The following is a 23,394-nucleotide window of genomic DNA, read 5'->3' on the forward strand; positions in this document are numbered from 1 at the left end:
CACGCACCGACCCGGAAGAGGAACGCGAGCATGCGCCTGTTGATCGAGCTCGACGACCGACGTGAAGCGGTCGAGGTCGACGGGTGGTCCGGCGCATCCTCGCTCGGGGAACTCGTGTCCGCGGCCGTCGGCCTCACACTCGAACCCGGCACCACGCTGGCGGTCGACGGGCACCGCACCAGCGTCGACACCCCGCTCCGTGACCTCGTGCTGCTCGAGGGCTCCCGTATCGGCCGCACCCCCGAGGACCGTCCGCTCGGCACCGACGGCTGGACCGTCACGCTCGCCGGCGGGCTCGAAGCCGGGCTCGTGGCGCCGGTCCCGCGCGGGCGGAAGCTCGTGGTCGGACGGGCGCCGCAGGCCGACGTCGTGCTCCCCACCGAGAGCGCGTCGTGGGAGCACTGCACCGTCGAGCGCGAGGACGACGGCGTCCGGGTGCGTGATGCGGGATCGACGAACGGCACCGTCATCGCCGGGGAGCGCATCGACGCCGAGGGCGTCCTGCTCAGCGGGACGACGAGCGTCATCGTGGGCGGGGCCGTGCTGCTCGTCCGGCCGGCGCTCGACGAGGTGCCCGTGCCGGCGGCCGGCTCGATGGCGAACCTGACCCCGGCGGCGACGGCGCCGTTCAACCGTCCACCGCGCGCCGGACGGACCTCCGACGCCGAGACGGTCGTGCCGCCCGGACGCAAGGACGTGCCACCGGCGTCGAAGTTCAGCTGGATCACCGTCGCCGCGCCCCTGGTGCTCGCCGGGGCGATGGTGCTCCTGCTCGGCGACGCACGGTTCGCGCTCTTCGCCCTGCTCTCCCCGGTCACCGCGATCGGCATGTGGTTCGAGCAGAAGCACCGCCGCGCGAAGAACCTGAAGGAGGAGGACACCCGCTTCGCCGAGGCCGTGCAGTCCTTCCGCGGTGAGATCTCCGAAGCCGCGGCCGTCGAGGCCGCCCGCCGCCAGGAGCTCGTGCCCGATCCGGCGACCGTGGTGCGGCGAGCCGAGCTGCCGACCACCCTGCTGTGGCAGCGCCGCTCGGATGACGAGGACTTCCTGAGCCTGCACGCCGGCACCGGGGACGCTCCTTGGCGGCCCGAGGTCGACCAGCGTGCAGCGTCCGCGAAGCTCGAGGACGAGGCGAAGGCCGCCATCGCCGACAGCCGTCTGACGGCCGCGCCGGTGGTTGCCGACCTGTCCGACGCCGGCGTCGTCGGGATCGTCGGCGACCGTCAGGGCGCCCTCGCCCTGGCGCGCAGCCTGCTCACGCAGGCCACCGTGCACTGCGGTCCAGCGGACCTGACGGTGGGCGTCTTCTGCGACGCGGGCCGCGCGGAGGACTGGGGGTGGGCCTCCTGGCTGCCGCACGCGCGTGTGGCGGGGAGCAGCACCGGCGCCCGCTGGATGTCGGCACAACGCGACCAGAGCGCGGCGATGCTCCGTGGCCTGCGGGAGTCGCTCGACGAGCTGCCGACGCCGAACCTGCTCGTCGTGGTCGACTCCGAGGTGCTCACCGAGGGACGGGATGCCCCGGCCCGCAACCTGCTCGGCCAGGGCCGCTCGGTGCCCGGGCAATCCCTGCGCCCAGGGGAACGACCACACCGGGTGAGCGGGATCGTCATCGCGACGAACGAGCAGCAGCTCCCCGCCGCCTGCACGTCGATCATCACGGTCGGTGCCGATGCCGCCGCCACGGTCTACCGACCAGAGGACCGGACCCGTGTCGAGGACGTCGTGCTCGCCGGCCTCAGCGTCGAGACCGCTGAGCGCAGCGCGCGCAGCGTGGCGCACTTCGACGATCCTGAACTGCTGGTGCCGGGGGCGTCCTTGCCCTCGCTCGTCCGCCTGCCCGAGCTGTTGTCGAGCGAGGGGATCCGCGCGGCGTGGGACGCCCGCACGGGCTTCTCGACCCCGATCGGCTCGTCCGAGAGCGGTGTGCTCGAGATCGACCTGGTGCGCGACGGTCCGCACGGCCTGGTCGGCGGCACGACGGGTTCCGGCAAGAGCGAGTTCCTCCGGTCCCTCGTGGCCGGGCTCGCCGCCCGGAACGACCCCACCCGACTCAACTTCCTGCTCGTCGACTTCAAGGGTGGTGCGGCCTTCGCGGCGTGTGAGCGCCTCCCGCACACCATCGGCACGATCAGCAACCTCGACGAACAGCTCGCCGACCGTGCGATCCGGGCACTCGAAGCCGAACTCGAACGACGTCAGCGGGTGTTCGCGGCAGCCGGAGCCGACATCGACAACCTCGATGCCTACCTGGCGACGAAGCCGGTCGAGCCGATGCCGCGGCTGCTGCTGGTCGTCGACGAGTTCGCGATGCTCGCGAAGGACTTCCCGGACGTCCTGACGTCGCTCGTCAGCATCGCGGCCGTCGGCCGAACGCTCGGCGTCCACATGATCCTGGCGACTCAGCGGCCGGCCGGTGTGGTGAGCGAGGACATCCTCGCGAACACGAACATGCGGGTCGCCCTGCGGGTGCAGAGCCGCGAGGACTCGACGAACGTCATCGGTGTCCCCGCCGCAGCCGGGATCGGTCGACAGCAGACCGGCCGCGCCTACGTGAAGCTCGGGCAGGACGACATCACCCCGGTGCAGACCGCTCTGGTCACCGGCCGGGCCCGTGACGAGCGTGCCGAGCAGCCGGTCTCGGTCCGTCCGACGGATGTGTTCGGTGTCCCCGCGCCGATGCCGGCACCGGCTCCGACCGCGTCGGACGTCACCGACCTCGACCAGCTGATCGAGGCGATCGGGCAGGCGAACGAGGCTGCCGGGTACCTCCCGCCGCGTCCGATCTGGCCCGAGGCGCTCGGCGACCGCGTCGAGCTCGCCGCCCTGACCGACGGGCGACCCACGACGGTGCCCGTCGCGCTCGCCGACGACCCGGACCACCAGCGCCAGATCACCACCGGATGGGACCTCGACGAGGGCAACCTCATGCTCATGGGCATCCCCGGCAGCGGGACGAGCACCGCCCTCGCGACGATCGCCTTGCAGCTCGCCGCCGCGTCGAGCCCCGACGAGCTCGACCTCCTCGTGCTCGACATGGGTCCGGGGGACCTCGCTCCGCTCGCACAGCTACCGCACACGACGGCCTACGTCGGCTCCGGTGCGGGTGCGGGGGAGCTGCAGACGCGGTTCCTGCGGCACCTCCGCGTCGAGCTCGAGCGTCGCCGTGCGGCACCCGGTGGCCGCCGTGCCGTGGTGCTCATCGACGGCCTCGCCGCCCTGCGCGACGAGTACCAGGACTTCGAGGGGCAGCAGCTGCTCGACGCGCTCTATCGGGTGTACGCCGAGGGTCCGGCGCTCGGCATCTCGTTCGCGGTCTCCACGACGCGCGCGAAGGCGGTGCCGTCGGCGATGGACGAGGTCACCACGCAGAAGTGGATGTTCCGCCTCGCGGATCCCTACGACTACGCGTCCATCGGGGTCCGCCCCAAGGACGTCCCGCCGCCGGTGCCCGGCCGCTTCATCGACTCGACCAGGCGGCTACAGTCGCACGTCGCGACGCCGGACGTCCCGCTCGCGCAGGCGGTCGCACGGATCGCGGAGATCCGGTCGGACGGTACGAAGAAGGCCAGTGCGGTCGGCCGGCTGCCCGACGCTGTGCTCGTGGACGAGCTCGGTGCCGGAGCGGTGTTCGCGGGTGAGCCCTGGCGGATCCCGATCGGCATCGCCGAGGACGACCTGCAGCCGGCGTCCGTCGAGGTCTACGACGGCGAACACGTGCTCGTCGCCGGCCCGGCGCGGTCCGGCAAGTCGAGCGTGCTCCTCGCCGTCGCCGAGCTCGCACGGACAGCCGAGGGTGTCCGTCCAGCGGTCTGGGCGATCTGCGACCGCCGGTCGCCGCTCGCCTCGGGTTCGTTCGACCGCATCGCCGTCGGCCCGGACGAGGTCCCGGCCCTGTTGGCCGGGCTGCGGCTCGAGCGTGGACCGGTGCTGCTGTTGATCGACGACGCGGAGCGGTTCGAGGACGGCGACCAGGCCATCGCGACGCTGCTCACGACCGAGCGCCCCGGACTGTGCGTCGTGGCGGCCGGCCGGTCCGCGGACCTCCGGTCGCTGTACAGCCACTGGACCCGAGCGGTCCGGAAGTCCCGGTGTGGCGTCCTGCTGCAGCCGGACGTCGACTACGACGGCGAGCTCCTCGGTGTCACGCTCCCGCGTCGTGCACCGGTCGCGCTGACCGTCGGCCGCGGCTACGCCGCTTCAGGCGGGACCGTCCGTCTCGTGCAGACCGCGTCTGCTGTCAGCTGACGGAGACGCCGAGACCGTCGACCTGGAGGCCCGTGGCTGCGTCCGCCACGGACGGCAGGATCGACCCGCAGTCACGACCAGAGCGCGCTCAGTCGCGCGTCGTGATCCCGAAGGGCGAGCTCTCGAGGTTCGTGAAGTTCCCCACCGTCGCCCGCACCGTGCACGACGGCGCGACCGACAGCGCCGTGACGACCAGCCCGTCGGACGACACCGCCAACGCCCCCGAGCAGCCGTCGGCGAACCGCACGCCGGACTCCCCGCCGGCCACGTCGACGAGCATCTGCGACGGGCGTCCCGTGGCGGGACTGCGGTAGAGCGGGTTGAGCTCGTCGGCACCGTTCGGCCACACCGGCACCAGGGTGACCGGCAGGGCCGTCTGACTGACCGTGCGGTCGGGCGTGCGGACCTCGACGCCCTGCAGCCGCTGGACCGGGTAGGCGGTCCCGCGCACCGAGTCGTCGCTCACGGCAGCAGTGGTCGCCTCGCCGACACTGTCGAGCCACGTCTGCAGCGCCGCGCCGTCCGTGACGGAAGCGAGCGGCACCGAGGCCTCGACCGTGACGTCGCCGCCGGCGGGAACCTCGACCCCGGACAGGGCCCAGGCGCACGCGGTGTCGACACCAGTCAGCGAGGGCTGGTTGCGCTTCGCCGAGATGCCCTCGCCGGACCAGGTGACCGCGGGGCAGGACGCCCCCGAGCGGGAGCCCGGCACGACTTCGAGGAACGGACCGGTGAGGGCCGACGCCTGCGCCGCGTACGTGACGCGCAGGTCGACGGTGCCCTTCGCGGGGTCGATGGTCGCGCGGCGGGTGGTGGCGAGGCCCGTGGGCAGTGGGCGGTCCTGCTGGTAGGCGTTGGCGGCCTGTGCGGTCGCGGTGCCGGCGCCCGGCGTCTTCCGCAGCGCACCGGGCAGCCACACGACGCCACCGACGACCAGTGCGGCCACGAGCACGACGCCGATGCCGCCGAACAGGAGCGCACGGTTCGTCAGCCACTCGGGACGGGCGAACCGACGCGCCGGTGGGGGCTCGGCAGCGGGGGCGGCCGGCAGCGGCTGTCGGGCCATCGGCCGGATGACGGTCTGCGATCCGGCCGGGCCCAGTTCCGGAGCCGGCCCTGCCAGGGCTTCGTCCTCTAGTACCCCGGTGTCATCCCGATCAGCATCGCGCTCGGGACGGACCCCGCGGAGCACGGTGGCGGGCCGCTCGACCTCGTCGAACGCGTCCGGGTCGCTCGTCGCGGCCAGCGCAGGGGCCGAGGCGAGGGACCGGGCGAGCCGCCGCAGGGTCGCCGCCGCGTCCGCTGCTGCCGGACGGCTGTTCGGGTCCTTCGTCAGCAGGGCGGACATCGCGGACCACAGCGCATCGGGCACGTCGAGCGGCGGTGGGTTCGAGGTGACGTGCCGGTACGCCACGGCGAAGTCCGTGCCGGGCCCGGCGAAGGGCGTGCGGCCGGACAGCAGCTCGTAGAGCATGACCCCGGCGCCGTAGACGTCCGCAGCGGGACCGGCGCGGCCGTGGCTGATCGACTCGGGCGCCATGTACTGCGGCGTGCCGAGGAGCCCGGTGGTGGTGCGCTCACGCTCGGCGACGACCGACGCGATGCCGAAGTCGGTGACCCGGACGTCGCCCGTCGCACCGGCGGCCCAGGGGGTCTGGAGCAGCACGTTGTCGGGCTTGACGTCGCGGTGGGTCACGTCGCGTTCGTGTGCCGCGGCGAGGGCATCGAGGGTCTCGGCGGTGATCGTCAGAGCGTCCCGCGGGGTCAGCGGACCGTTCGATGCGAGCAGATCGCGCGCGGACCCACCGGGCACCAGGTCCATGACGATCGCGAGCCGGTCGCCCTCGACGACCAGGTCCCGCACCCGCACGATCGAGGGGTGCTGCAGCGCGAGGAGCACCGAGCGCTCGCGGACGAAGCGTTCGACGATCTGCGGGTCGGCGGCGAGCTCAGCGCGGAGCAGCTTCGCAGCGACGTGCTCGCCGGTCGCGGTGTGTTCTGTCCGCCAGACCTCGCCGGTGGCACCGGTCCCGAGCAGCTCGACCAACCGGTACGACGCACCGAGTGGCTCACCCTGACCGTACTGCGCCACTGCGTCCCCGACTTCCCGATTCCCCCGCTGGCCGACCCCTCGCCGACCACGCAATGTTACCGGCCGGTCGGCGCCTCTGCCTGCTCCGGCGCGGCGTACTGCACGTCGATCGCGTGCTGCTCGAACCCGGATCGCCGGTACAGCGCCAGCGCGGGTTCGTTGTCCCCCTCGACGTACAGTGCAGCGGCGGTCAGCCCACGCCCGGTCAACCGAGCAGTCCCCGCACGCATGAGCACCCCGCCGAGCCGCTGCCCCTGCAGGTCGGGTCGGACGGCGACGGCGTAGAACTCGCCGATGCCGTCCTCGACCTTGAGCCAGCACGAGCCGGCGAGCTGCCCCGAGGCGTCGCGGAGCAGCAACAGGTCCTCGCCCGAGAACCAGGCGTCCGATTCGCGGGCGTGCAGGTCGTCGAGCGTCATCCGGCCCTGCTCGGGGTGGTGTGCGAAGGCCGCGGCGTTCAGGGCGAGCCAGTCGGCCTCGTCCTCGGTGCCGGGTCGGAACGCGGACAGGCTGTACCCGGCCGGCACGTCGGCAGAAGCCGCGTCCGGAGAGGGCCCGGCTCCGTCGACCGGCGCCCGGAGCTGCAGCAGTGTCCGAACCGCGCGCCAGCCGAACCGATCGGCCAGGGCCCGCGCTGCGGGGTGGTCCCCGTGCGCCCACGCGAGCACGGGAGCGGCCCCGCCGCCCAGCGCGAGCGCCTGCGTGACGAGGGCGGTGCCGGTGCCGCGACCACGGGCCTCCCGGTCGACCACGAGTTCCAGCTCGCCGTCACGGACCACGGCGACCCCGTCGTCGACGGCGAGGACGGTCGCGCGCCCGGCGCGGACGTCGACCAGGGTCTGGTCCGAGAACGGCGGTGCCTCACCGGGCACGACGAACCGTGCGAGGTCCGGCACTACTGGCCCATCAGGCGCTCGGCCTCGTCGTCGTAGACGTTGAAGCGGTACCCGACGTTGCGGACCGTGCCGATGAGCGACTCGAGGTCGCCGAGCTTGGCGCGGAGACGTCGGACGTGCACGTCGACCGTGCGGGTGCCACCGAAGTAGTCGTAGCCCCAGACCTCGCTGAGCAGCTGCTCGCGCGTGAAGACGCGGGACGGGTGTGTGGCGAAGAAGCGCAGGAGCTCGAACTCCTTGAACGTCAGGTCGAGCGGCCGGCCGCGGACCTTCGCCGAGTAGCTGGCTTCGTCGATGACGACACCCGACGCCTGGATCTTCGAGCTGGACTGCCCCTTGGCCGCACGGCCCGCGGACAGCCGGATGCGGGCGTCGATCTCGGCCGGGCCCGCGCTCTCGAGCACCACGTCGTCGACGTTCCACTCGCTGTTGACAGCGGTCAGGCCACCCTCGGTCACGACGAGCACGATGGGCGTCGTCGAGCCGGATGAGGCGAGGATCTTGCACAGGGCCTTCGCGCTGACCAGGTCGGTGCGGGCGTCCACGAACATCAGGTCGCTCTGCGGCGCGTTGACCAGCTGTGCGGCCTCGGCCGGCACGTGACGGATCCTGTGGCTCAGGAGACCGAGGCTCGGCAGGACGTCGCCGGGCGCGGTCGAGGTGAGTACCAGGAGCTGTGCCACAGGACCTCCGCAGGTGGATGACGTCGTGGACACATCCTAGTGATGCTCGGGAAGTCCTCATCCGGCCGGACGGTTTGCGCGGCAACCCGCAAGCGCGCGCCGGGCGCGGAGCCGCTGCGCCTGCGCGCCGGGCGTGACCCCTGTCATGATGGAACGCGTGACCCAGCCAGTGCAGCCCACCGACCAGCGGCGCCTCAAGCTGACGTCCGTCCTGCCGGTCTGGATCCTGGCCGTCGTCGGGGCGGTGCTCGTCCTGACGCTCGCCGAGCGCGACGCCTTCGCCTGGCTGCTGCTCGTGTTCGTCGCCTGCGTGATGGTGAGCTTCGTGCTCCAGCTCATCACCGCGACGAAGGACGGGCTGGTCGAACGGATCAGCATCGCATCGTCCGGTGCCTTCGTCGTGGTGCTCGTCACAGCGGTGGTGCTCCTGGCGCGTTGAGCCGAGCCGCGTAGACTCCGGGGCATGGATTCGCTGCTTGCGCTCGAGCTGTTCTACGTGGGCCTCCTCGGCCTGGCGTCGCTCGCGATCGCGTTCATCTCGGTCGTCGTCGTCGTGAAGCTGTTCAAGGGTCAGCGTTGATCGAGCTCCCCGAGGGCCTGGCGCCCGAACTGGTCCCGTTGTCGTGGCTCGTCGGCGTCTGGGAGGGCACCGGCGTCGTGGAGTACCCCGTCGGTGACGAAGAGGCACCACGCACCTACGAGTTCGGCCAGCGCGTGAGCTTCAGTCACGACGGCCTGCCGTACCTCAACTACTCGTCCACGACGTGGCTGCTCGACGACGACCACACCCCGCTCGCCGCCGAGATGGGCTACTGGCGGATCGACCGTCCGACCGAGCCCGGCGACCGCGGCCCCGCGATGCTCCTGGGTGAGGGACCGACGCCGTTCACCACCGTCGAGAGCGTCGAGGCGCTGCGCAACACCACCGACGGCTTCGACGTCGAGGCCGCGATCGTGCACCCGACGGGCGTCAACGAGCTCTACGTCGGCCGCGTCCTCAAGGGCCGGATCGACCTGGCCACCGACGCCGTGATGCGCTCGCCGAACGCGAAGGACTACTCCGCCGCGACCCGCCTGTACGGCCTGGTCGAGGGCAAGTTGTTCTGGGCGTGGGACATCGCCGCCCTCGGTCGCGAACTCACCTCGCACGCCTCGGGGCAGCTCGCGAAGGTCGACTGATGTCGGCGTTCGCGGTGCGCGACGGCTTCGTCGCGGCATCTGGTGCGCCCGGCGCGCCCGCAGCCCACTTCGGCAACCCCCTGGGCGAGCAACGGCTGCTGGCCCGTGGCCGCGCGGTCGTCGAGCTCGGTCTCGGCATGGTCACCGTCTCCGGCCCGGACCGCCTGTCGTGGCTCAACTCGATCACCTCGCAGCAGCTGACCGGCCTGCCGACCGACGTCAGCACCGAGACCCTCGTCCTCGACCAGTCCGGCCGGGTCGAGCACGCCGCCCGCGTGGTCGACGACGGTGCGGTCGCGTGGCTCCTCACCGAGCCCCAGGACGCCGCACCGCTCGCCGCCTGGCTCGACTCGATGCGCTTCATGCTCCGGGTCGAGGTCGCCGACCGTTCGGCCGACTTCGCGACCCTCGGCTGGTTCGGCGAGGCCGCCCCGTTCGCGTCGACCGTCCTGCCGGACCCGCCCGTCGTCGAGTGGGTCGACCCGTGGGCGGCCGTCACGCCCGGTGGGTGGAGCTACGCCGCCCAGGAGGCCCATCCTGGCTCCGACTGGACCCTCCGCATCGCCGTGGTCACGCCCGGCACCTCGGCCGCGATCGCTGCGTCGGACGAACCCGTCGCGGGGCTGCTCGCGTACGAGGCGCTGCGGATCGCCGCCTGGCGTCCGACGCTGTCCGATGCCGACGAGCGCACCATCCCGCACGAGCTCGACTGGCTCCGCTCCGCCGTGCACCTGACGAAGGGCTGCTACCGCGGGCAGGAGACCGTCGCGAAGGTGCACAACCTCGGGCACCCGCCGCGTCGGATCGTGCAGCTGCACCTCGACGGCTCCGACGCCGTACTGCCGGCCCCGGGCACGCCGGTCATGCTCGGCGACAAGCAGGTCGGGCGACTGTCGGCCTCGGCGGTCCACCACGAGCTCGGCCCGATCGGGCTGGCCGTGGTCAAGCGTTCCCTCGACCCCACCGCGACGCTGACGCTCATCGCCGACGACGTCGTGGTGACGGCGGCGCAGGAGACCATCGTCCCGCCGGAGGCCGGCGCCACGGCGAACGTCCCGCGGCTGCCCCGGCTCGGAGCCGTCAGGCGCTCGTAGGCTCCGTCCGCCGGTCGTCGGTCGCCTGGTGTGTGCGCAGGTTTCCGACAGTCCACGAGTTGATCGACTGGTGTTCCGTCGGGTGATGCGCACGCATCGTGTGCGTGTGCATCTTCCGACAGTGCACGCGGTGATCGACTCGTGGATCGTCGCCAATTCGCCGCCGCCGCCGTGGCGCAGTCCCGCCGCCGCGCCGCCGCCGAGCCCGTCAGGCGGGCTCGACCACGTCCCACGGCACGCTGAGCTCGCCGAGCCGCCACCTCGTCGGCCCGTGCAGCACCGGCCACCCGCGGTCGCGCATGCCCCGCACCGTGGCGATCCACCGCTGCCGGGGCCCGTACGTGCCGAGCGGCGCCGCGACCGCCCACGACAGGTCGAGGTCGCGCAGGAACTCGTGCACCCGCTCACCCGGCACGTTCCGGTGGATGAGCGCCTTCGGCAGCCGTTCGGCGACGATCGACGGCACGTCGAGTCCGGCGAGCCGCAGCGACACCGTGAACGACACCGGTGCGTGCTCGTCGAGCGTCACCCACGAGGCCACCCGCCCGACCTCGTTGCACGTCCCCTCGACCAGCGCGCCGCCGGGCTGCAGCCGGTCCTGCATGATCCGCCACGACCCCACCACGGCGGACTCGTCGTACTGCCGCAGCACGTTGAACGCCCGGATCACGGCCGGTCGGCGCTGCCCGGGCGTGGGTGTCTCGAAGCCGCCGAGCCGGAACGTCACACCGTCGCGGGTGCCCGCGTTCGCGAACGCCACGCGTGCCGGTTCGATCTCGATGCCGGTGACCTCGACGTCCGGACGCACCAGGGCGAGACGGTCGCGCAGCTCGAGCGTCGTCGTCGGCGAGGCCCCGTACCCGACGTCGGCGACCAGCGGGTCGTCGGCCTTGCGGAGCGCCGGCAGCGACGCGATCCACCGGTCGACACGGCGGAGCCGGTTGTACCCGGTCGTCCCGCGCGTCACGTTCCCGATGGGCATGACGTCAAGGGTACGGGCCTGCCGACGCTCGGTAGACTCGGGAGCATGACCTCCACGCTCGTCCTGCTCCGTCACGGAAACAGTGACTGGAACCAGAAGAACCTGTTCACCGGTTGGGTCGACGTCCGGCTCAGCGAGCTGGGCGAGAAGGAGGCGAAGCGCGCCGGCGACCTCATCGCCGAATCGGGCATCGTCCCCGACGTCCTGTACACCTCGCTCCTCACCCGCGCGATCCAGACGGCCGACATCGCGCTGCTCCAGGCCGACCTCGCCTGGCTGCCGGTCAAGCGCGACTGGCGCCTCAACGAACGCCACTACGGCGACCTGCAGGGCAAGGACAAGGCCCAGACGCTGGCCGAGTACGGCGAGCAGCAGTTCATGGAGTGGCGCCGGTCGTTCGACGTCCCGCCGCCCCCCATCGCCGACGGCGCCGAGTGGTCGCAGGCCGGTGACCGCCGCTACGCCGACCTCGGCGACCAGCTGCCGCGCACCGAGTCGCTCAAGCTCGTGATCGACCGGCTGCTGCCCTACTGGGAGTCGGACATCACGAAGGACCTGGGCGAGGGCAAGACCGTGCTGGTCACCGCGCACGGCAACTCGCTCCGCGCGCTCGTCAAGCACCTCGACGACATCTCCGACGACGACATCGCCGGCCTGAACATCCCGACGGGCATCCCGCTGGTGTACGAGCTCGACGACGACTTCCGTCCGACGAAGCCGGCGTACTACCTCGACCCCGAGGCCGCTGCCGCCGGCGCTGCCGCCGTGGCCGCCCAGGGCGCCAAGAAGTAGCACCGCACACACGAACGCCCCGTCCGGTCTCCGGGCGGGGCGTTCGTCGTTCTGCCTGGTGGGTTCGCGAAAGCGACAGGGTGCCGCGAACGTTCCGCCGACTCCTGTCGCTCTGCCGGGAGGAACGGATCACCGCGCCGACGACGTGTCGCTTCGGCGGGGCGGTCGGCTCCTCGAGCCTCGGCTGGTCAGACGAAGTGCGACGCGATCTCCTGCACGAGGGCACCGACGTCGTAGGGCTTCGTCGTGTCGACGCGGACCACCGGGACGCTCGGCAGCCCGAGCGGCTGCGCGTCGTCGCCGTGCTCGTCCCAGAAGGCCAGCACGTCGGCCAGGTCGCCGTGCACCTCGTGCCGCACCGGGACGGTGCCCGGGTCGTACCGGTCGTGCAGCCGGTCCTCGGCGGTGGCGCGGTCCGTGTCGCACCACACCTCGACGGCGCGCGGTGATCCGGCGGACGCGAGCCCGGCCTCCAGGAGGTCGCGGTCACGTGACGGGAGCCAGACGGCGTCGAGGACGACCCCGTTCTCGACCGCGCCGGCCATCGCCCACACGGTGTCCATCGCGATGCCACCGAGCGGACGCGACGCGATCATCGGCCCGACGATGTCGGCGAGGGGCTCCTTGATCCGGTCCTTCGACAGGAACGGGCAGCCGAGCACCTCGGCCAGTGCAGCGCCGATCGTGCTCTTGCCGGAACCGGGCATGCCGTTGACGATGATCGCGACCTGAGCCATGCGTCGATCCTCGCAGACCGCGCAGGTGTGCTCAGACCGCGGCGGTCGAACTCGAGGCGCCGGTCCAGTCGCCGGTCGCCAGGTACTCGACCTTCTTGGCGATCGACACCGCGTGGTCGGCGAAGCGCTCGTGGTAGCGGGAGGCCAGGGTGGCGTCGACGGTGTCGATCGGTCCGCCCTTCCACGCCTCGCCGAGCACGAAGTCGAACACGCTCGCGTGCAGTTCGTCGACGGCGTCGTCCTCGTCGCGGATCTCCGCGGCCAGGGCGATGTCCTCGGTCGCGAGCAGCCGCGTGAGCTTCTGCGACATCGCGACGTCGTGCTTGCCCATCTCCTTGAAGGTGCCGCGGAGTCCCTTCGGCACGACCTTCTCGGGGAAGCGCTGGCGGGCGAGCTGCGCGATGTGCTCGGCCATGTCGCCCATGCGCTCGAGCGAGGAGCTCACGCGCAAGGCGGTGACGACGACGCGCAGGTCGCGGGCGACCGGTGCCTGGCGGGCCAGGATGTCGATGGCGATCTCGTCGAGGCTGTTGGCGGCCTCGTCGATCTTCTGGTCGTCCGCGATCACCTCCTCGGCGAGGGCGACGTCGGAGTCGCTGAAGGCCTGGGTGGCCCGGGTGATGGCGGACTCGACGAGTCCTGCGATCTCGGTCAGTCGCTCCTGGACGTCCTGGAGTTCCTGCTGGAAGACTTCGCGCATGGGGGAGTACCTCTCTCTGCGTACCGGACGAGTGTCGTCAGCCCAGGTGAACGAACGGTGACGTGGGGCTGAACGCTTCGCGATCCGGCCTTCCGAGGCGGGTGAACGGTACCGGAACCCCGCATGACCATCCCTACACTGGCGGCATGGACAACGCGTGGCTCGTGCCACTGTCGATGCTCCTCGGCGGGGTCTTCGGCGCGGGCGTCGTGGTGCTGATCATCACCGCCGAGCGCACGGCTCGTGCAGCAGACGTGGCGGAACGCACCCTGCCGGACGGCGTCGCAGCGGTGATCGCGACGATGCACAACCCGGCGGTGGTCATCGACCCGTCGAACACGGTCGTGGCCGCATCGCCCCAGGCACTGACCGTCGGGCTCGTCGTGCGGCGCCGGCTCGTGCACCAGGAGCTCCTCGACCTGGTCGACCGGGTGCGCAAGAGCGGCGAGATGGGAGCGGAGGACCTCGAGCTCCCGCGCGGACGGCACGGGGAGCTCATCGGCTACCTCAGCTTCCGGGCCGCGCAGCTCGGCAACCGGTACGTGCTCATCACGGCCGACGACCTGACCGAGAGCCGGCGCATCGACGAGGTCCGCCGTGACTTCGTCGCCAACATCTCGCACGAGCTGAAGACCCCGATCGGCGCCATCGGCCTGCTGTCCGAGACCCTCGTGATCGCGGCCGACGACCCGGAGCACGTCAAGAAGTTCGCGGCGCAGCTCATCACCGAGTCCGAGCGGCTCGGCGCCCTGACGAAGGACATCATCGAGCTGTCCCGGCTGCAGTCGGTCGACGCGTTGGAGAACAGTGAGGAGACCGGTGTCGACAAGATCGTGCAGGCCGCGGTCGACGCGAACGAGGTCGTCGCGCGCGCCCGCTCGATCGAGATCATCCGGGCGAAGAAGTCGAAGCTCCGGGTGATGGGCGACCCGGGCCTGCTGCAGGTCGCCGTCTCGAACCTCATCGCCAACGCGGTGAAGTACTCGCCCGACGGCACCCGCGTCGGCGTGGGCGTCCGGTCCGCGAAGGGCTTCGTCGAGATCGCGATCACCGACCAGGGCGTCGGCATCCCCGAGGCCGACCTGGACCGCGTGTTCGAGCGGTTCTACCGTGTCGACCCGGCACGGTCACGGGCCACCGGCGGCACCGGCCTGGGGCTCGCCATCGTCAAGCACGTCGTCGGCAACCACGGCGGCGACGTCCGTGTCTGGTCGCAGCCCGGCAAGGGCTCGACCTTCACCATCCGCCTGCCCGAGGCGGACACCGAACTGACCACCGCACTCGAAGAGCAACTGGAAGAGCAGCCATCGTGACCAAGATCCTCATCGTCGACGACGAGCCGGCCCTGAGCGAGCCCCTGGAGTTCCTGCTGCAGCGTGAGGGGTACGAGACCTCCGTCGCGGCCGACGGCGTGACCGCGCTGTCGAAGTTCGACTCGGAGAACCCGGACCTGGTGCTCCTCGACCTCATGCTGCCGGGGCTCTCCGGCACCGAGGTCTGCCGTCAGATCCGGACCCGGTCGAACGCGCCGATCATCATGCTGACGGCGAAGGACTCCGAGGTCGACATCGTCGTCGGGCTCGAGCTCGGCGCGGACGACTACGTGACGAAGCCGTACTCGACGCGTGAGCTGCTGGCCCGCATCCGTGCGGTCCTGCGCCGCCGCACCGAGGACGACCCGGCGGACAGCGGGATCCTGCAGGTCGGGGGCATCCGGATGGACGTCGAGCGGCACACGGTGTCGGTGGACGGGTCGGAGACGGCGATGCCGCTCAAGGAGTTCGAGCTGCTCGAGTTGCTGCTCCGGAACGCCGGCCGGGTGCTCACCCGTGGGCAGCTCATCGACCGGGTGTGGGGCTCCGACTACTTCGGCGACACCAAGACGCTCGACGTGCACATCAAGCGCATCCGCTCGAAGATCGAGCGCGTGCCGTCCACCCCGGAGATCCTGGTGACGGTCCGCGGTCTCGGGTACCGCATCGAGGCCTGAGACGGACGGACAGGAGGCCCGGTGCGAGTCCCTGGGACTCGCACCGGGCCTCCTGTCTGACGCGGTGGCGCTTGCGCGGTGCGGCTACTCGCCGTCCGTCGGCGTGGCCGACGGGGTCTCGACCGGCAGCGTGATCTGGCCGGACGGCTCGGGGGTCGAGGTCGGCGCGAGGGTGGCGTACTCCTCTTGCGAGGTGGTCAGCACCGGCACGTTGGCCGAGACGCCCTCGGCGTCGGGGTACGAGAAGTACACCTTGACGAGCGAACCGGGCTTCGCGTCCGCGCTGTCGAAGTCGAGGGTGTCGTGCTGCGAGTCGTTCGCCAGGTCGACGTGCGAGTTCGCCGGCACCAGCACGGTCTCGGTGTCGCCACCGATCTCGACCGACACGGTGATGCCGTCGGTGTCGGAGTTGTTCACCAGCGTGCCGATGAACCGCGCGCCCTCGCCGTCGTCCGAGATGAGGATGGCGTTCCGCACGTCGACCTTGCCGGTCGAGACGTTGACGCCGTCGGTGATCTGCTTGATGTCGACGGTGTGCGCGGGCGACATGAACTCGCACCCGGTGGCGCCCAGCGCGATGGTTGCCGCAACGGCGACGGACACGAGTACCCGAGCTCGCAAGAGATTCCTCCGTAAGTCGATGAGGACCAGACGGTCCCGCTCCATCTTAGCGATCACCGGGAAGGCCCAGTGCTGAGGGTCCCCTTACCCGAACACCCCTTGTGGTAAACTGGAAGTCTGGGAACGGAGCCTGATACATGCAATTCGAGGTCGGCGAGACCGTCGTCTACCCCCACCACGGGGCGGCAACCATCTCTGAAGTCAAGACGCGCGTCATCAAGGGCGAGGAAAAGGTCTACCTGAAACTGCGGGTCACGCAGGGTGACCTGACGATCGAGGTACCGGCGGACAACGTCGACCTGGTCGGAGTCCGCGACGTGATCGGCAAGGAAGGGCTCGACAAGGTGTTCGAGGTCCTCCGGGCGCCGTTCACCGAAGAGCCCACCAACTGGTCGCGCCGGTACAAGGCGAACCTCGAGAAGCTCGCTTCCGGGGACGTCATCAAGGTCTCCGAGGTCGTCCGCGACCTCTGGCGACGCGATCAGGACCGCGGCTTGTCCGCGGGCGAGAAGCGGATGCTGGCCAAGGCGCGGCAGATCCTGATCTCCGAGTTGGCCCTGGCCGAGAAGACCGACGAGGACAAGGCATCGACCGTCCTCGACGAAGTCCTCGCGTCCTGAGCGCACTGCACACCACGACGACCGCACGGTTCCCCGAAGGGGTGGACCGGGCGGTCGTCGTCGTTGCAGCCGGGTCCGGAACCCGGCTCGGCATCGGCACCGCGAAGGCGTTCGTGCCCGTCGCGGGGCAGCTCATGCTCGCGCGGGCGCTCGAGCCGCTGTTCACGTTGTCGGCCCCGACGCTGGTCGTCGTGGTCGCGCCGTCGGCCCTGCTCAAGGAGTGCCGTCAGGTGGTCGCCTCGGTCGCGGGCGCTGCGGTCGCGTACACGGCGGTGGTTCCGGGAGGCACGGATCGCCACGGCTCGGTCCAGGCCGGCCTGGGCGTGCTGCCGGACTCCGTCACCGCGGTGCTGGTGCACGACGCGGCGCGGTGCCTCACGCCGGCCGCGCAGTTCGACCGCGTGTTCGACGCGGTCGAGGGTTCGGTCGCGACCGGCACCGGTGACGGCGTCGTCCCCGCGCTCCCCGTCACCGACACGGTCAAGCGGGTGTCCGGCGACGTGGTCGTCGAGACCGTCGACCGGTCCGCGCTCGTCGGGGTCCAGACGCCGCAGGGCTTCCCACTCGACGCACTCCGACGGGCGTACGCGGTGTCGACGCAGTCCGAGACCGACGACGCCGGCGTGTTCCAGGCGGCCGGTGGCACGGTACGCTTCGTGCCGGGTGACGCCGATGCCTTCAAGATCACGACGCCGTGGGACCTCGGACGAGCAGAGTCGATCGTCCGGTCGCGCGCCACGGCCCCGGGTGACCCCGGTGGCTCGGCGGTCCGGCTCGGGCTCGGGATCGACGTGCACGCGTTCGACGTCGAGTCGCCGTGCCGCGTCGGCCTGCTCGACTTCCCCGGCGAACCCGGCCTCTCCGGGCACAGCGACGGTGACGCCGTGGCGCACGCGGTGTGCGATGCCCTGCTCTCCGCGGGTGGCCTCGGTGACATCGGTGGGACGTTCGGCACCGCGGACCCCGCCTACGCCGGAGCCGCCGGGGACGTCTTCATCCGCGGTGCAGTCGGGCTGCTCGCCGACGCCGGCCTCGTACCCGTGTCGGTCACGGTGCAGGTCATCGGGAACCGGCCGCGCATCGGGGCCCGTCGTGCGGAGATGCAGGACGCCCTGTCCGCCGTCGTCGGTGCCCCCGTCGCGGTGTCCGGCACGACGACCGACGGCCTCGGGTTCACCGGCCGGGGCGAGGGGCTCGCCGCGATCGCCACGGCCGTCACCCGACCGGCCTGACGTCCTAGGCTTGGGATCGTGACCGTTCGCCTCTACGACTCCCGCGCCGCAGCCGTCGTCGACCTCGTCCCCCTGGTCGACGGACAGGTCAGCGTCTACGTCTGCGGTCCGACGGTGCAGTCGTCGCCGCACATCGGACACCTGCGCTCGGCCCTGGTCTACGACATCTGGCGCCGCTGGCTGACGTACCGCGGTCTGCGCGTCACTCTCGTGCGGAACGTCACCGACATCGACGACAAGGTGCTCGACCTGGCCGCCGGCACCGACGAAGCGTGGTTCGCCCGCGCCTACCGCGTCGAGCTCGAGTTCACCGCCGCGTACAACGCCCTCGGCATCCTGCCCCCGACCTACGAGCCGCGGGCAACAGCGAGCGTGCCGCAGATGCACGACATCATCACGAAGCTCATCGACCGCGGTCACGCCTACGTCGCCGCCGACGACTCGGGCGACGTCTACTTCGACACCGGCAGCTGGGAGTCCTACGGGGCGCTCACCCGGCAGCGTCGCGAGGACATGGTCGAGGCCGCCGACGCCGACCCCCGTGGCAAGCGCGACGCCCGCGACTTCGCGCTCTGGAAGGGTGCGAAGCCCGGCGAGCCGTCGACCGCGTCGTGGGACTCCCCGTGGGGCCCCGGTCGTCCGGGCTGGCACATCGAGTGCTCCGCCATGTCGCGGCGGTACCTCGGTCCGGCGTTCGACATCCACGGCGGCGGGCTCGACCTGCGGTTCCCGCACCACGAGAACGAGCTCGCGCAGTCCACCGCGGCGGGCGACCCGTTCGCGTCGTACTGGTTGCACAACGGGCTCGTCACGGTCGAGGGCCAGAAGATGTCGAAGTCGCTCGGCAACTCGATCTTCGCCGCCGACTTCCTCGCCAATGCCCGTCCGGCCGTGGTGCGGTACTTCCTCGGCGCTGCGCACTACCGCTCCTCGATCGACCACCACGACGGCTCCTTGGCCGAGGCCGAGGCCGCGTACGACCGCATCGACGGGTTCCTGCAGCGGGCCGAGGTGCGGCTCGAAGGCGTGCACCTCGCCGATGCCCCCGCCGTGCCGGACGCCTTCGCCGCCGCGATGGACGACGACCTCGCAGTGCCCCAGGCGCTGGCCGTCCTGCACGAGACCGTGCGCACCGGCAACGCTGCCCTGGACGCCGACGATGCGGAAACGCTCGGGGTCGCGTACCATCAGGTGGCCGCCATGGTAGAGGTCCTCGGCATCGACCCGCGAGCCGCCCACTGGTCGGGGGGCGGTCAGGACACCTCGGCAGGCCCGCTCGCCGCTCTCGTCGAACGCCTCGTGCAGGAGCGCGCGGACGCCAGGGCAGCACGGGACTTCGCTGCGGCCGACCGCGTGCGCGACGACCTCGCCGCCGCGGGCATCACGATCGAGGACACGCCGTCCGGAACACGCTGGAGCATCGCCTGAACACGGCAGTGCCGAACAGGAGCTACGCATGAAGAACGTCTCGGGAAGCAAGAAGGGTCGGCCCGGCGCCGTCCGCACCGGTCGCAAGGGCAACAAGCAGGTCGGCTCCGGTGGTCAGGGTGCCCAGGCGCTCGAGGGTCGCAAGCCGACCCCGAAGGCCGAGGACCGGCCGTACCACCCCGCCGGCAAGCGCAAGGCGGCGAAGGACCGCTTCGAGGCAGCCAAGGGCCGTCACGGTTCCTCGAGCACCCCGCAGGGCCGCACCGGTCGCCCGCCGGCCCGGAAGACCGATGACTCCGAGCTCGTGACCGGACGCAACTCCGTGCTCGAGGCGCTGCGCACGAAGACCCCGTCGACGACGCTCTACATCGCGTCACGCATCGAGGTCGACGACCGCGTCAAGGAGATCCTGACGCTCGCGAACCACCGCAGCGTGCCGATCATCGAGCTCATGCGCCCCGAGCTCGACCGCATCACGGGCCACGACAGCGTGCACCAGGGCGTCGCGCTCAAGGTTCCGGCGTACGAGTACGCCGTGTCCGAGGACATCGTCGAGCAGGCCTTCTCGCGCGACCAGGTCCCGCTGCTCGTCGCGCTCGACGGCATCACCGACCCGCGCAACCTCGGTGCGATCATCCGCTCGACGGCCGCGTTCGGCGGACACGGCGTCATCGTGCCGCAGCGTCGTTCGGTCGGCGTCACCGCGTCGGCGTGGAAGACCTCGGCCGGCGCCGCGGCCCGCACGCCCGTCGCGATGGCCCCGAACCTCACCCAGACGCTGAAGTCCCTCAAGTCGATGGGCCTGTTCGTCCTCGGTCTGGACGGCGACGGCGACGTGGAGCTCGACGGCCTCGCGCTCGCCGACCGCCCGATCGTGATCGTCGTCGGTTCCGAGGGCAAGGGCCTGTCGCGCCTGGTCACCGAGACCTGCGACGCGATCGTGTCGATCCCGATCTCGAGTGCGACCGAATCCCTCAACGCCGGCATCGCCGCGAGCGTCACCCTGTGGGAGGTCGCCCGGCGCCGTCGCGCCGAGTAAGCCCCGACGCTTCGTCCGCAGGAACGGTCGCCTCCCCTCGTGGGAGGCGGCCGTTCCTGCGTGCGGTGCCGACCGGGTCAGGCCGGACGGGTCAGGACACGTCGGATGATGCCCGCCGTGTGGTCACGAGTCGTCGCTGCGCGACGCCGCAGGCGACCGTCCGTGACCGGCCGACGTGCACCTGGCGGGGTGTCGGGCGACCGCTCGACGTCCAACGGCACCACCGGCGGTGCGGGCGTGACGGTCTGGAGGGCCGGCGCCGGTCTCCGGGACGCGCGCCGGGCCTCCAGGCGGTCGCGTTCACGGACCCCGAACGGTCACGACATGTCGGCCGGTGTCCTCCGGGTGGTCACGTGTCGTCGCTGCGCGACGCCGCAGGCGACGGTCTGTGACCAGTCGGCACCCACCCGGCGGAGTGTCGTGACCGACCGGGGACCGCGTCAGACGGTGGTGCGCCAGTCCTGGACGTCGGCGTCGTCGTCTGCGGGCTCGGCGTCGTCGACCACGGGGATCGGCAGCGTCATCGACGACGTCGGCGGGTTGATGAGCAGGCGCTCGTCGCGGCGGTGGCGCAGCACGTCGTTGATGTACGCCGTGGTGGCCTCGGGCAGCGAGACCGACCGCTCCTCTTCCTGCGACATGAACCAGCGGTGCTCGAGCAGTTCGTGGAAGACCTCCGCGGGTTCGAGGCGACCGCGCAGGTCACGGGGGATCGAGCGGACGACGGGCTCGAAGACCCGCGAGACCCACTCGTGCGCCACCATCTCCTCGTCGAGTTCGTCGCGGCCGTTGCGTGCCCGGTACGAGTCGAGGTCGTTGAGCAGGCGTCGGGCCTGGTTCTCGCCGGCGTCCAGGCCGGTCAGCCGCAGCAGGCGTCGCTGGTGGTGTCCGGCGTCGACGACCTTCGGCTGGATCCGCACCTGCGAACCGCCCTCGGTCGTGTGGATCGAGAGCTCCTCGATGTCGAAGCCGAGCTCGTTGAGCCGCTCGACGCGGTCGTTGATGCGCCAGCGTTCCTTGATGTCGAACTGCTCGGTGCCCGTGAGCTCGGTCCAGAGTGTCCGGTACTGCGCCACGATCCGGTTGGAGACGTCCACGGGGTCGGCGTTCTCGTCGAGCCGGCCGCCGGCCTCGAGGTCGAGGAGCTCGCCGGCGATGTTCACGCGCGCGACCTCGAGGTCGTTCTCGCGCTGCCCGTTCGACAGCCCGCCGGGGTAGAGCTTGCCGGTCTCGGCGTCGACCAGGTACGCGGCGAACGAGCCCGCGTCGCGACGGAACAGCGTGTTCGAGAGCGACACGTCGCCCCAGTAGAAGCCGATGACGTGCAGCCGCACGAGCAGCAGCGCGAGGGCGTCGACGAGACGGGTCGCGGTCTCCGGGCGCAGGGTCTGCGAGTACAGCGCGCGGTACGGCAGTGAGAAGCGCAGGTGCCGCGTCACGAGCACGGGGTGCAGCTGCTCGCCGTCCGCGTCGACCCGACCGGTGATGACGGCGACGGGGTCGACGCACGGCACGTCCATGCGCTGCAGCGTGCGGAGCATCTCGTACTCGGAGCGCGCGATCTCCTCGCCCGTCTCCTTCACGGCGGCGACGTACCCACTCAGGTGCACGAAGCGCACGAGGTGCCGTGAGATGCCCTTCGGCAGGGCCACGATGGTCTCGTCCGGCCAGTCCGCCAGCGGCAGGTCCCACGGCAGGTCGAGCAGGCCGGGGTCGACGGTGGCTGCGGTGATGGACATCGAGTCGGGCACGGTGGATCCTTCGGTGTCGTGGGGGACAGCCGAGAGCCCGCGACCCGCCCTTGTGAGGCGGCGCGGGCTCTCGGGGAGTGCGCTTCGGTTACGCGCTGACGACGGCCTTGTCGTCCAGGCGCTCGCCCGACTCGGTGTCGAAGGCGTGCACGTGGCCCGACTTCGGCGTCACCACGATGGTGTCACCGATCGACGGGTGCGAACGGCCGTCCACGCGGGCGACGATGTCGACGCGCGTGCCCTTGACGTCGGCGTGACCGTAGAGGTAGCCGTCGGCGCCGAGTTCCTCGACCACGTCGACCGTGACCGGCAGGCCCTCGCCCGACTGCGCCACGACGACGTCCTCGGGGCGGATGCCCACGGTGATCTGGGCGGAACGCGCGTTGGAGAGCGTGTCGCGGTCGATCGCGTGGTTGAGCGTGCCGAACTTGATGCCGCCCTCGACGACGTCAGCCGGCAGCAGGTTCATCGCCGGCGAGCCGATGAAGCCCGCGACGAAGACGTTGTTCGGCTTCTCGTACAGGTCGCGCGGCGTGCCGACCTGCTGCAGGATGCCGTCCTTGAGCACCGCGATGCGGTCACCCATGGTCAGTGCCTCGGTCTGGTCGTGCGTGACGTAGACCGTGGTGACGCCGAGACGGCGCTGGAGCGACGCGATCTGCGTACGGGTCTGGACGCGGAGCTTGGCGTCGAGGTTCGACAGCGGCTCGTCCATGAGGAACACCTGCGGCTGACGGACGATCGCACGGCCCATCGCGACGCGCTGACGCTGACCACCGGAGAGCGCCTTCGGCTTGCGGCCGAGGTAGTCCTCGAGGTCGAGGAGCTTCGCGGCTTCCTGCACGCGGGTGGCGCGCTCGTCCTTGCCGACACCGGCGATCTTGAGCGCGAAGCCCATGTTCTCGGCGACGGTCATGTGCGGGTACAGCGCGTAGTTCTGGAACACCATCGCGATGTCGCGGTCCTTCGGCGGGACGTCCGTGACGTCGCGGTCGCCGATGCGGATCTGACCGGAGTTGACCTCTTCGAGGCCGGCCAGCATGCGGAGCGAGGTGGACTTGCCACAACCCGAGGGGCCGACGAGGACGAGGAACTCGCCGTCGGCGACGTCCAGGTCGAGGGAGTCGACCGCGGGACGGTTGCCTCCGGGGTAGAGACGGGTTGCCTTGTCATAGGTGACGGACGCCATGAGCGTTCGGTCCTTTCTTCACCGGCAGGTACGTGCCGGACGATCCGAGTGAAGCGGTCAGCCCGCGAGGGCCCCGGATGGTCGTCGTCGACCATCGAGGTTCATACAACACGAGTTCTCG

At 71.2% G+C, this 23,394-nt stretch carries 20 protein-coding genes; 11 read left to right on the forward strand and 9 right to left on the reverse strand.

The features are described from left to right. The first annotated feature begins 30 nt into the window (after positions 1-30). Positions 31-4,248 carry an FtsK/SpoIIIE domain-containing protein gene (locus tag EDF53_RS09205; RefSeq protein ID WP_123293286.1) on the forward strand — a complete coding sequence of 1,406 codons (4,218 nt, stop codon included), beginning with the start codon at positions 31-33 and terminating at the stop codon, positions 4,246-4,248. A gap of 88 nt (positions 4,249-4,336) precedes the next feature. On the opposite strand, the gene EDF53_RS09210 is transcribed toward EDF53_RS09205, so the two are convergent. Genes EDF53_RS09210 through EDF53_RS09220 form a run of 3 tightly spaced genes read right to left on the reverse strand, consistent with a single transcriptional unit; the run spans position 4,337 to position 7,919 of the window. After that, entirely contained in the window at positions 4,337-6,340 is a 2,004-nt protein-coding gene (locus tag EDF53_RS09210; protein WP_123293287.1) for a serine/threonine-protein kinase, read from the reverse strand. Positions 6,341-6,396: 56 nt separating this feature from the next. Continuing rightward, the gene (gene mshD, locus EDF53_RS09215; protein WP_123293288.1) at positions 6,397-7,236 is read right to left on the reverse strand and encodes a mycothiol synthase; all 840 of its coding nucleotides are present in this window, start codon (positions 7,234-7,236) and stop codon (positions 6,397-6,399) included. Further along, positions 7,236-7,919: a winged helix-turn-helix domain-containing protein gene (locus EDF53_RS09220; RefSeq protein ID WP_123293289.1), complete on the reverse strand. Its 684-nt coding sequence runs from the start codon at positions 7,917-7,919 to the stop codon at positions 7,236-7,238. Before EDF53_RS09220 ends, mshD begins: the two co-directional genes overlap by 1 nt. A gap of 157 nt (positions 7,920-8,076) precedes the next feature. Between EDF53_RS09220 and EDF53_RS09225 the strand changes: the two genes are divergently transcribed. From EDF53_RS09225 to EDF53_RS09235, 3 genes are all read left to right on the forward strand, one after another. Continuing rightward, on the forward strand, positions 8,077-8,358 hold the full coding sequence (locus EDF53_RS09225) for a hypothetical protein (protein WP_123936868.1): 282 nt from the start codon (positions 8,077-8,079) through the stop codon (positions 8,356-8,358). A gap of 137 nt (positions 8,359-8,495) precedes the next feature. Further along, the gene (locus tag EDF53_RS09230; protein ID WP_123293291.1) at positions 8,496-9,098 is read left to right on the forward strand and encodes an FABP family protein; all 603 of its coding nucleotides are present in this window, start codon (positions 8,496-8,498) and stop codon (positions 9,096-9,098) included. Then, a complete protein-coding gene (locus EDF53_RS09235; protein ID WP_123293292.1) occupies positions 9,098-10,192 on the forward strand; it encodes a folate-binding protein YgfZ in 1,095 nt (364 codons plus the stop codon). The genes EDF53_RS09230 and EDF53_RS09235 overlap by 1 nt, the downstream gene beginning before the upstream one ends. Before the next feature lie 208 nt (positions 10,193-10,400). Here EDF53_RS09235 and EDF53_RS09240 read toward each other — a convergent pair whose 3' ends face one another. Then, positions 10,401-11,174, reverse strand: a complete 774-nt coding sequence (locus EDF53_RS09240; protein WP_123293293.1) for a class I SAM-dependent methyltransferase — start codon at positions 11,172-11,174, stop codon at positions 10,401-10,403. Positions 11,175-11,219: 45 nt separating this feature from the next. On the opposite strand from EDF53_RS09240, the gene EDF53_RS09245 reads away from it, so the two are divergent. After that, positions 11,220-11,966, forward strand: a complete 747-nt coding sequence (locus EDF53_RS09245; RefSeq protein WP_123293294.1) for a phosphoglyceromutase — start codon at positions 11,220-11,222, stop codon at positions 11,964-11,966. Positions 11,967-12,154: 188 nt separating this feature from the next. Here EDF53_RS09245 and EDF53_RS09250 read toward each other — a convergent pair whose 3' ends face one another. Further along, a complete protein-coding gene (locus tag EDF53_RS09250) occupies positions 12,155-12,703 on the reverse strand; it encodes an AAA family ATPase (protein ID WP_123293295.1) in 549 nt (182 codons plus the stop codon). 31 nt (positions 12,704-12,734) lie between these two features. Continuing rightward, entirely contained in the window at positions 12,735-13,403 is a 669-nt protein-coding gene (gene phoU, locus EDF53_RS09255) for a phosphate signaling complex protein PhoU (protein WP_123293296.1), read from the reverse strand. Between the two features lie 146 nt (positions 13,404-13,549). On the opposite strand from phoU, the gene EDF53_RS09260 reads away from it, so the two are divergent. Together EDF53_RS09260 and EDF53_RS09265 are read left to right on the forward strand one after the other, a co-directional pair. Then, the gene (locus tag EDF53_RS09260) at positions 13,550-14,716 is read left to right on the forward strand and encodes a cell wall metabolism sensor histidine kinase WalK (RefSeq protein ID WP_111085243.1); all 1,167 of its coding nucleotides are present in this window, start codon (positions 13,550-13,552) and stop codon (positions 14,714-14,716) included. After that, positions 14,713-15,393 (forward strand): response regulator transcription factor, encoded by a 681-nt coding sequence (locus tag EDF53_RS09265; protein WP_111085241.1) that lies wholly within the window; start codon positions 14,713-14,715, stop codon positions 15,391-15,393. The genes EDF53_RS09260 and EDF53_RS09265 overlap by 4 nt, the downstream gene beginning before the upstream one ends. Positions 15,394-15,477: 84 nt before the next feature. Here EDF53_RS09265 and EDF53_RS09270 read toward each other — a convergent pair whose 3' ends face one another. Continuing rightward, the gene (locus tag EDF53_RS09270; protein ID WP_123293297.1) at positions 15,478-15,996 is read right to left on the reverse strand and encodes a DNA modification methylase; all 519 of its coding nucleotides are present in this window, start codon (positions 15,994-15,996) and stop codon (positions 15,478-15,480) included. Between the two features lie 155 nt (positions 15,997-16,151). Here EDF53_RS09270 and EDF53_RS09275 point away from each other — a divergent pair, with 155 nt between their 5' ends. From EDF53_RS09275 to rlmB, 4 genes are read left to right on the forward strand one after another with little or no spacing between them, the layout of a single operon-like run. Beyond that, positions 16,152-16,634, forward strand: coding sequence for a CarD family transcriptional regulator (locus EDF53_RS09275; protein ID WP_017888066.1), 483 nt, complete (start codon positions 16,152-16,154; stop codon positions 16,632-16,634). A gap of 41 nt (positions 16,635-16,675) precedes the next feature. Then, the gene (gene ispD, locus EDF53_RS09280) at positions 16,676-17,866 is read left to right on the forward strand and encodes a 2-C-methyl-D-erythritol 4-phosphate cytidylyltransferase (protein WP_123293298.1); all 1,191 of its coding nucleotides are present in this window, start codon (positions 16,676-16,678) and stop codon (positions 17,864-17,866) included. 18 nt (positions 17,867-17,884) lie between these two features. Then, entirely contained in the window at positions 17,885-19,294 is a 1,410-nt protein-coding gene (gene cysS, locus EDF53_RS09285; protein WP_123293299.1) for a cysteine--tRNA ligase, read from the forward strand. 28 nt (positions 19,295-19,322) lie between these two features. Further along, on the forward strand, positions 19,323-20,333 hold the full coding sequence (gene rlmB / locus EDF53_RS09290) for a 23S rRNA (guanosine(2251)-2'-O)-methyltransferase RlmB (protein WP_111085235.1): 1,011 nt from the start codon (positions 19,323-19,325) through the stop codon (positions 20,331-20,333). A 440-nt stretch (positions 20,334-20,773) separates the two neighbouring features. Here rlmB and EDF53_RS09295 read toward each other — a convergent pair whose 3' ends face one another. Further along, a complete protein-coding gene (locus EDF53_RS09295; RefSeq protein ID WP_123293300.1) occupies positions 20,774-22,084 on the reverse strand; it encodes a DUF4032 domain-containing protein in 1,311 nt (436 codons plus the stop codon). A gap of 88 nt (positions 22,085-22,172) precedes the next feature. Further along, positions 22,173-23,273 carry an ABC transporter ATP-binding protein gene (locus EDF53_RS09300; RefSeq protein WP_123293301.1) on the reverse strand — a complete coding sequence of 367 codons (1,101 nt, stop codon included), beginning with the start codon at positions 23,271-23,273 and terminating at the stop codon, positions 22,173-22,175. Between the last annotated feature and the right edge of the window lie 121 nt (positions 23,274-23,394).

Source organism: Curtobacterium sp. PhB78, from assembly GCF_003751685.1.
GTDB lineage: Bacteria > Actinomycetota > Actinomycetes > Actinomycetales > Microbacteriaceae > Curtobacterium.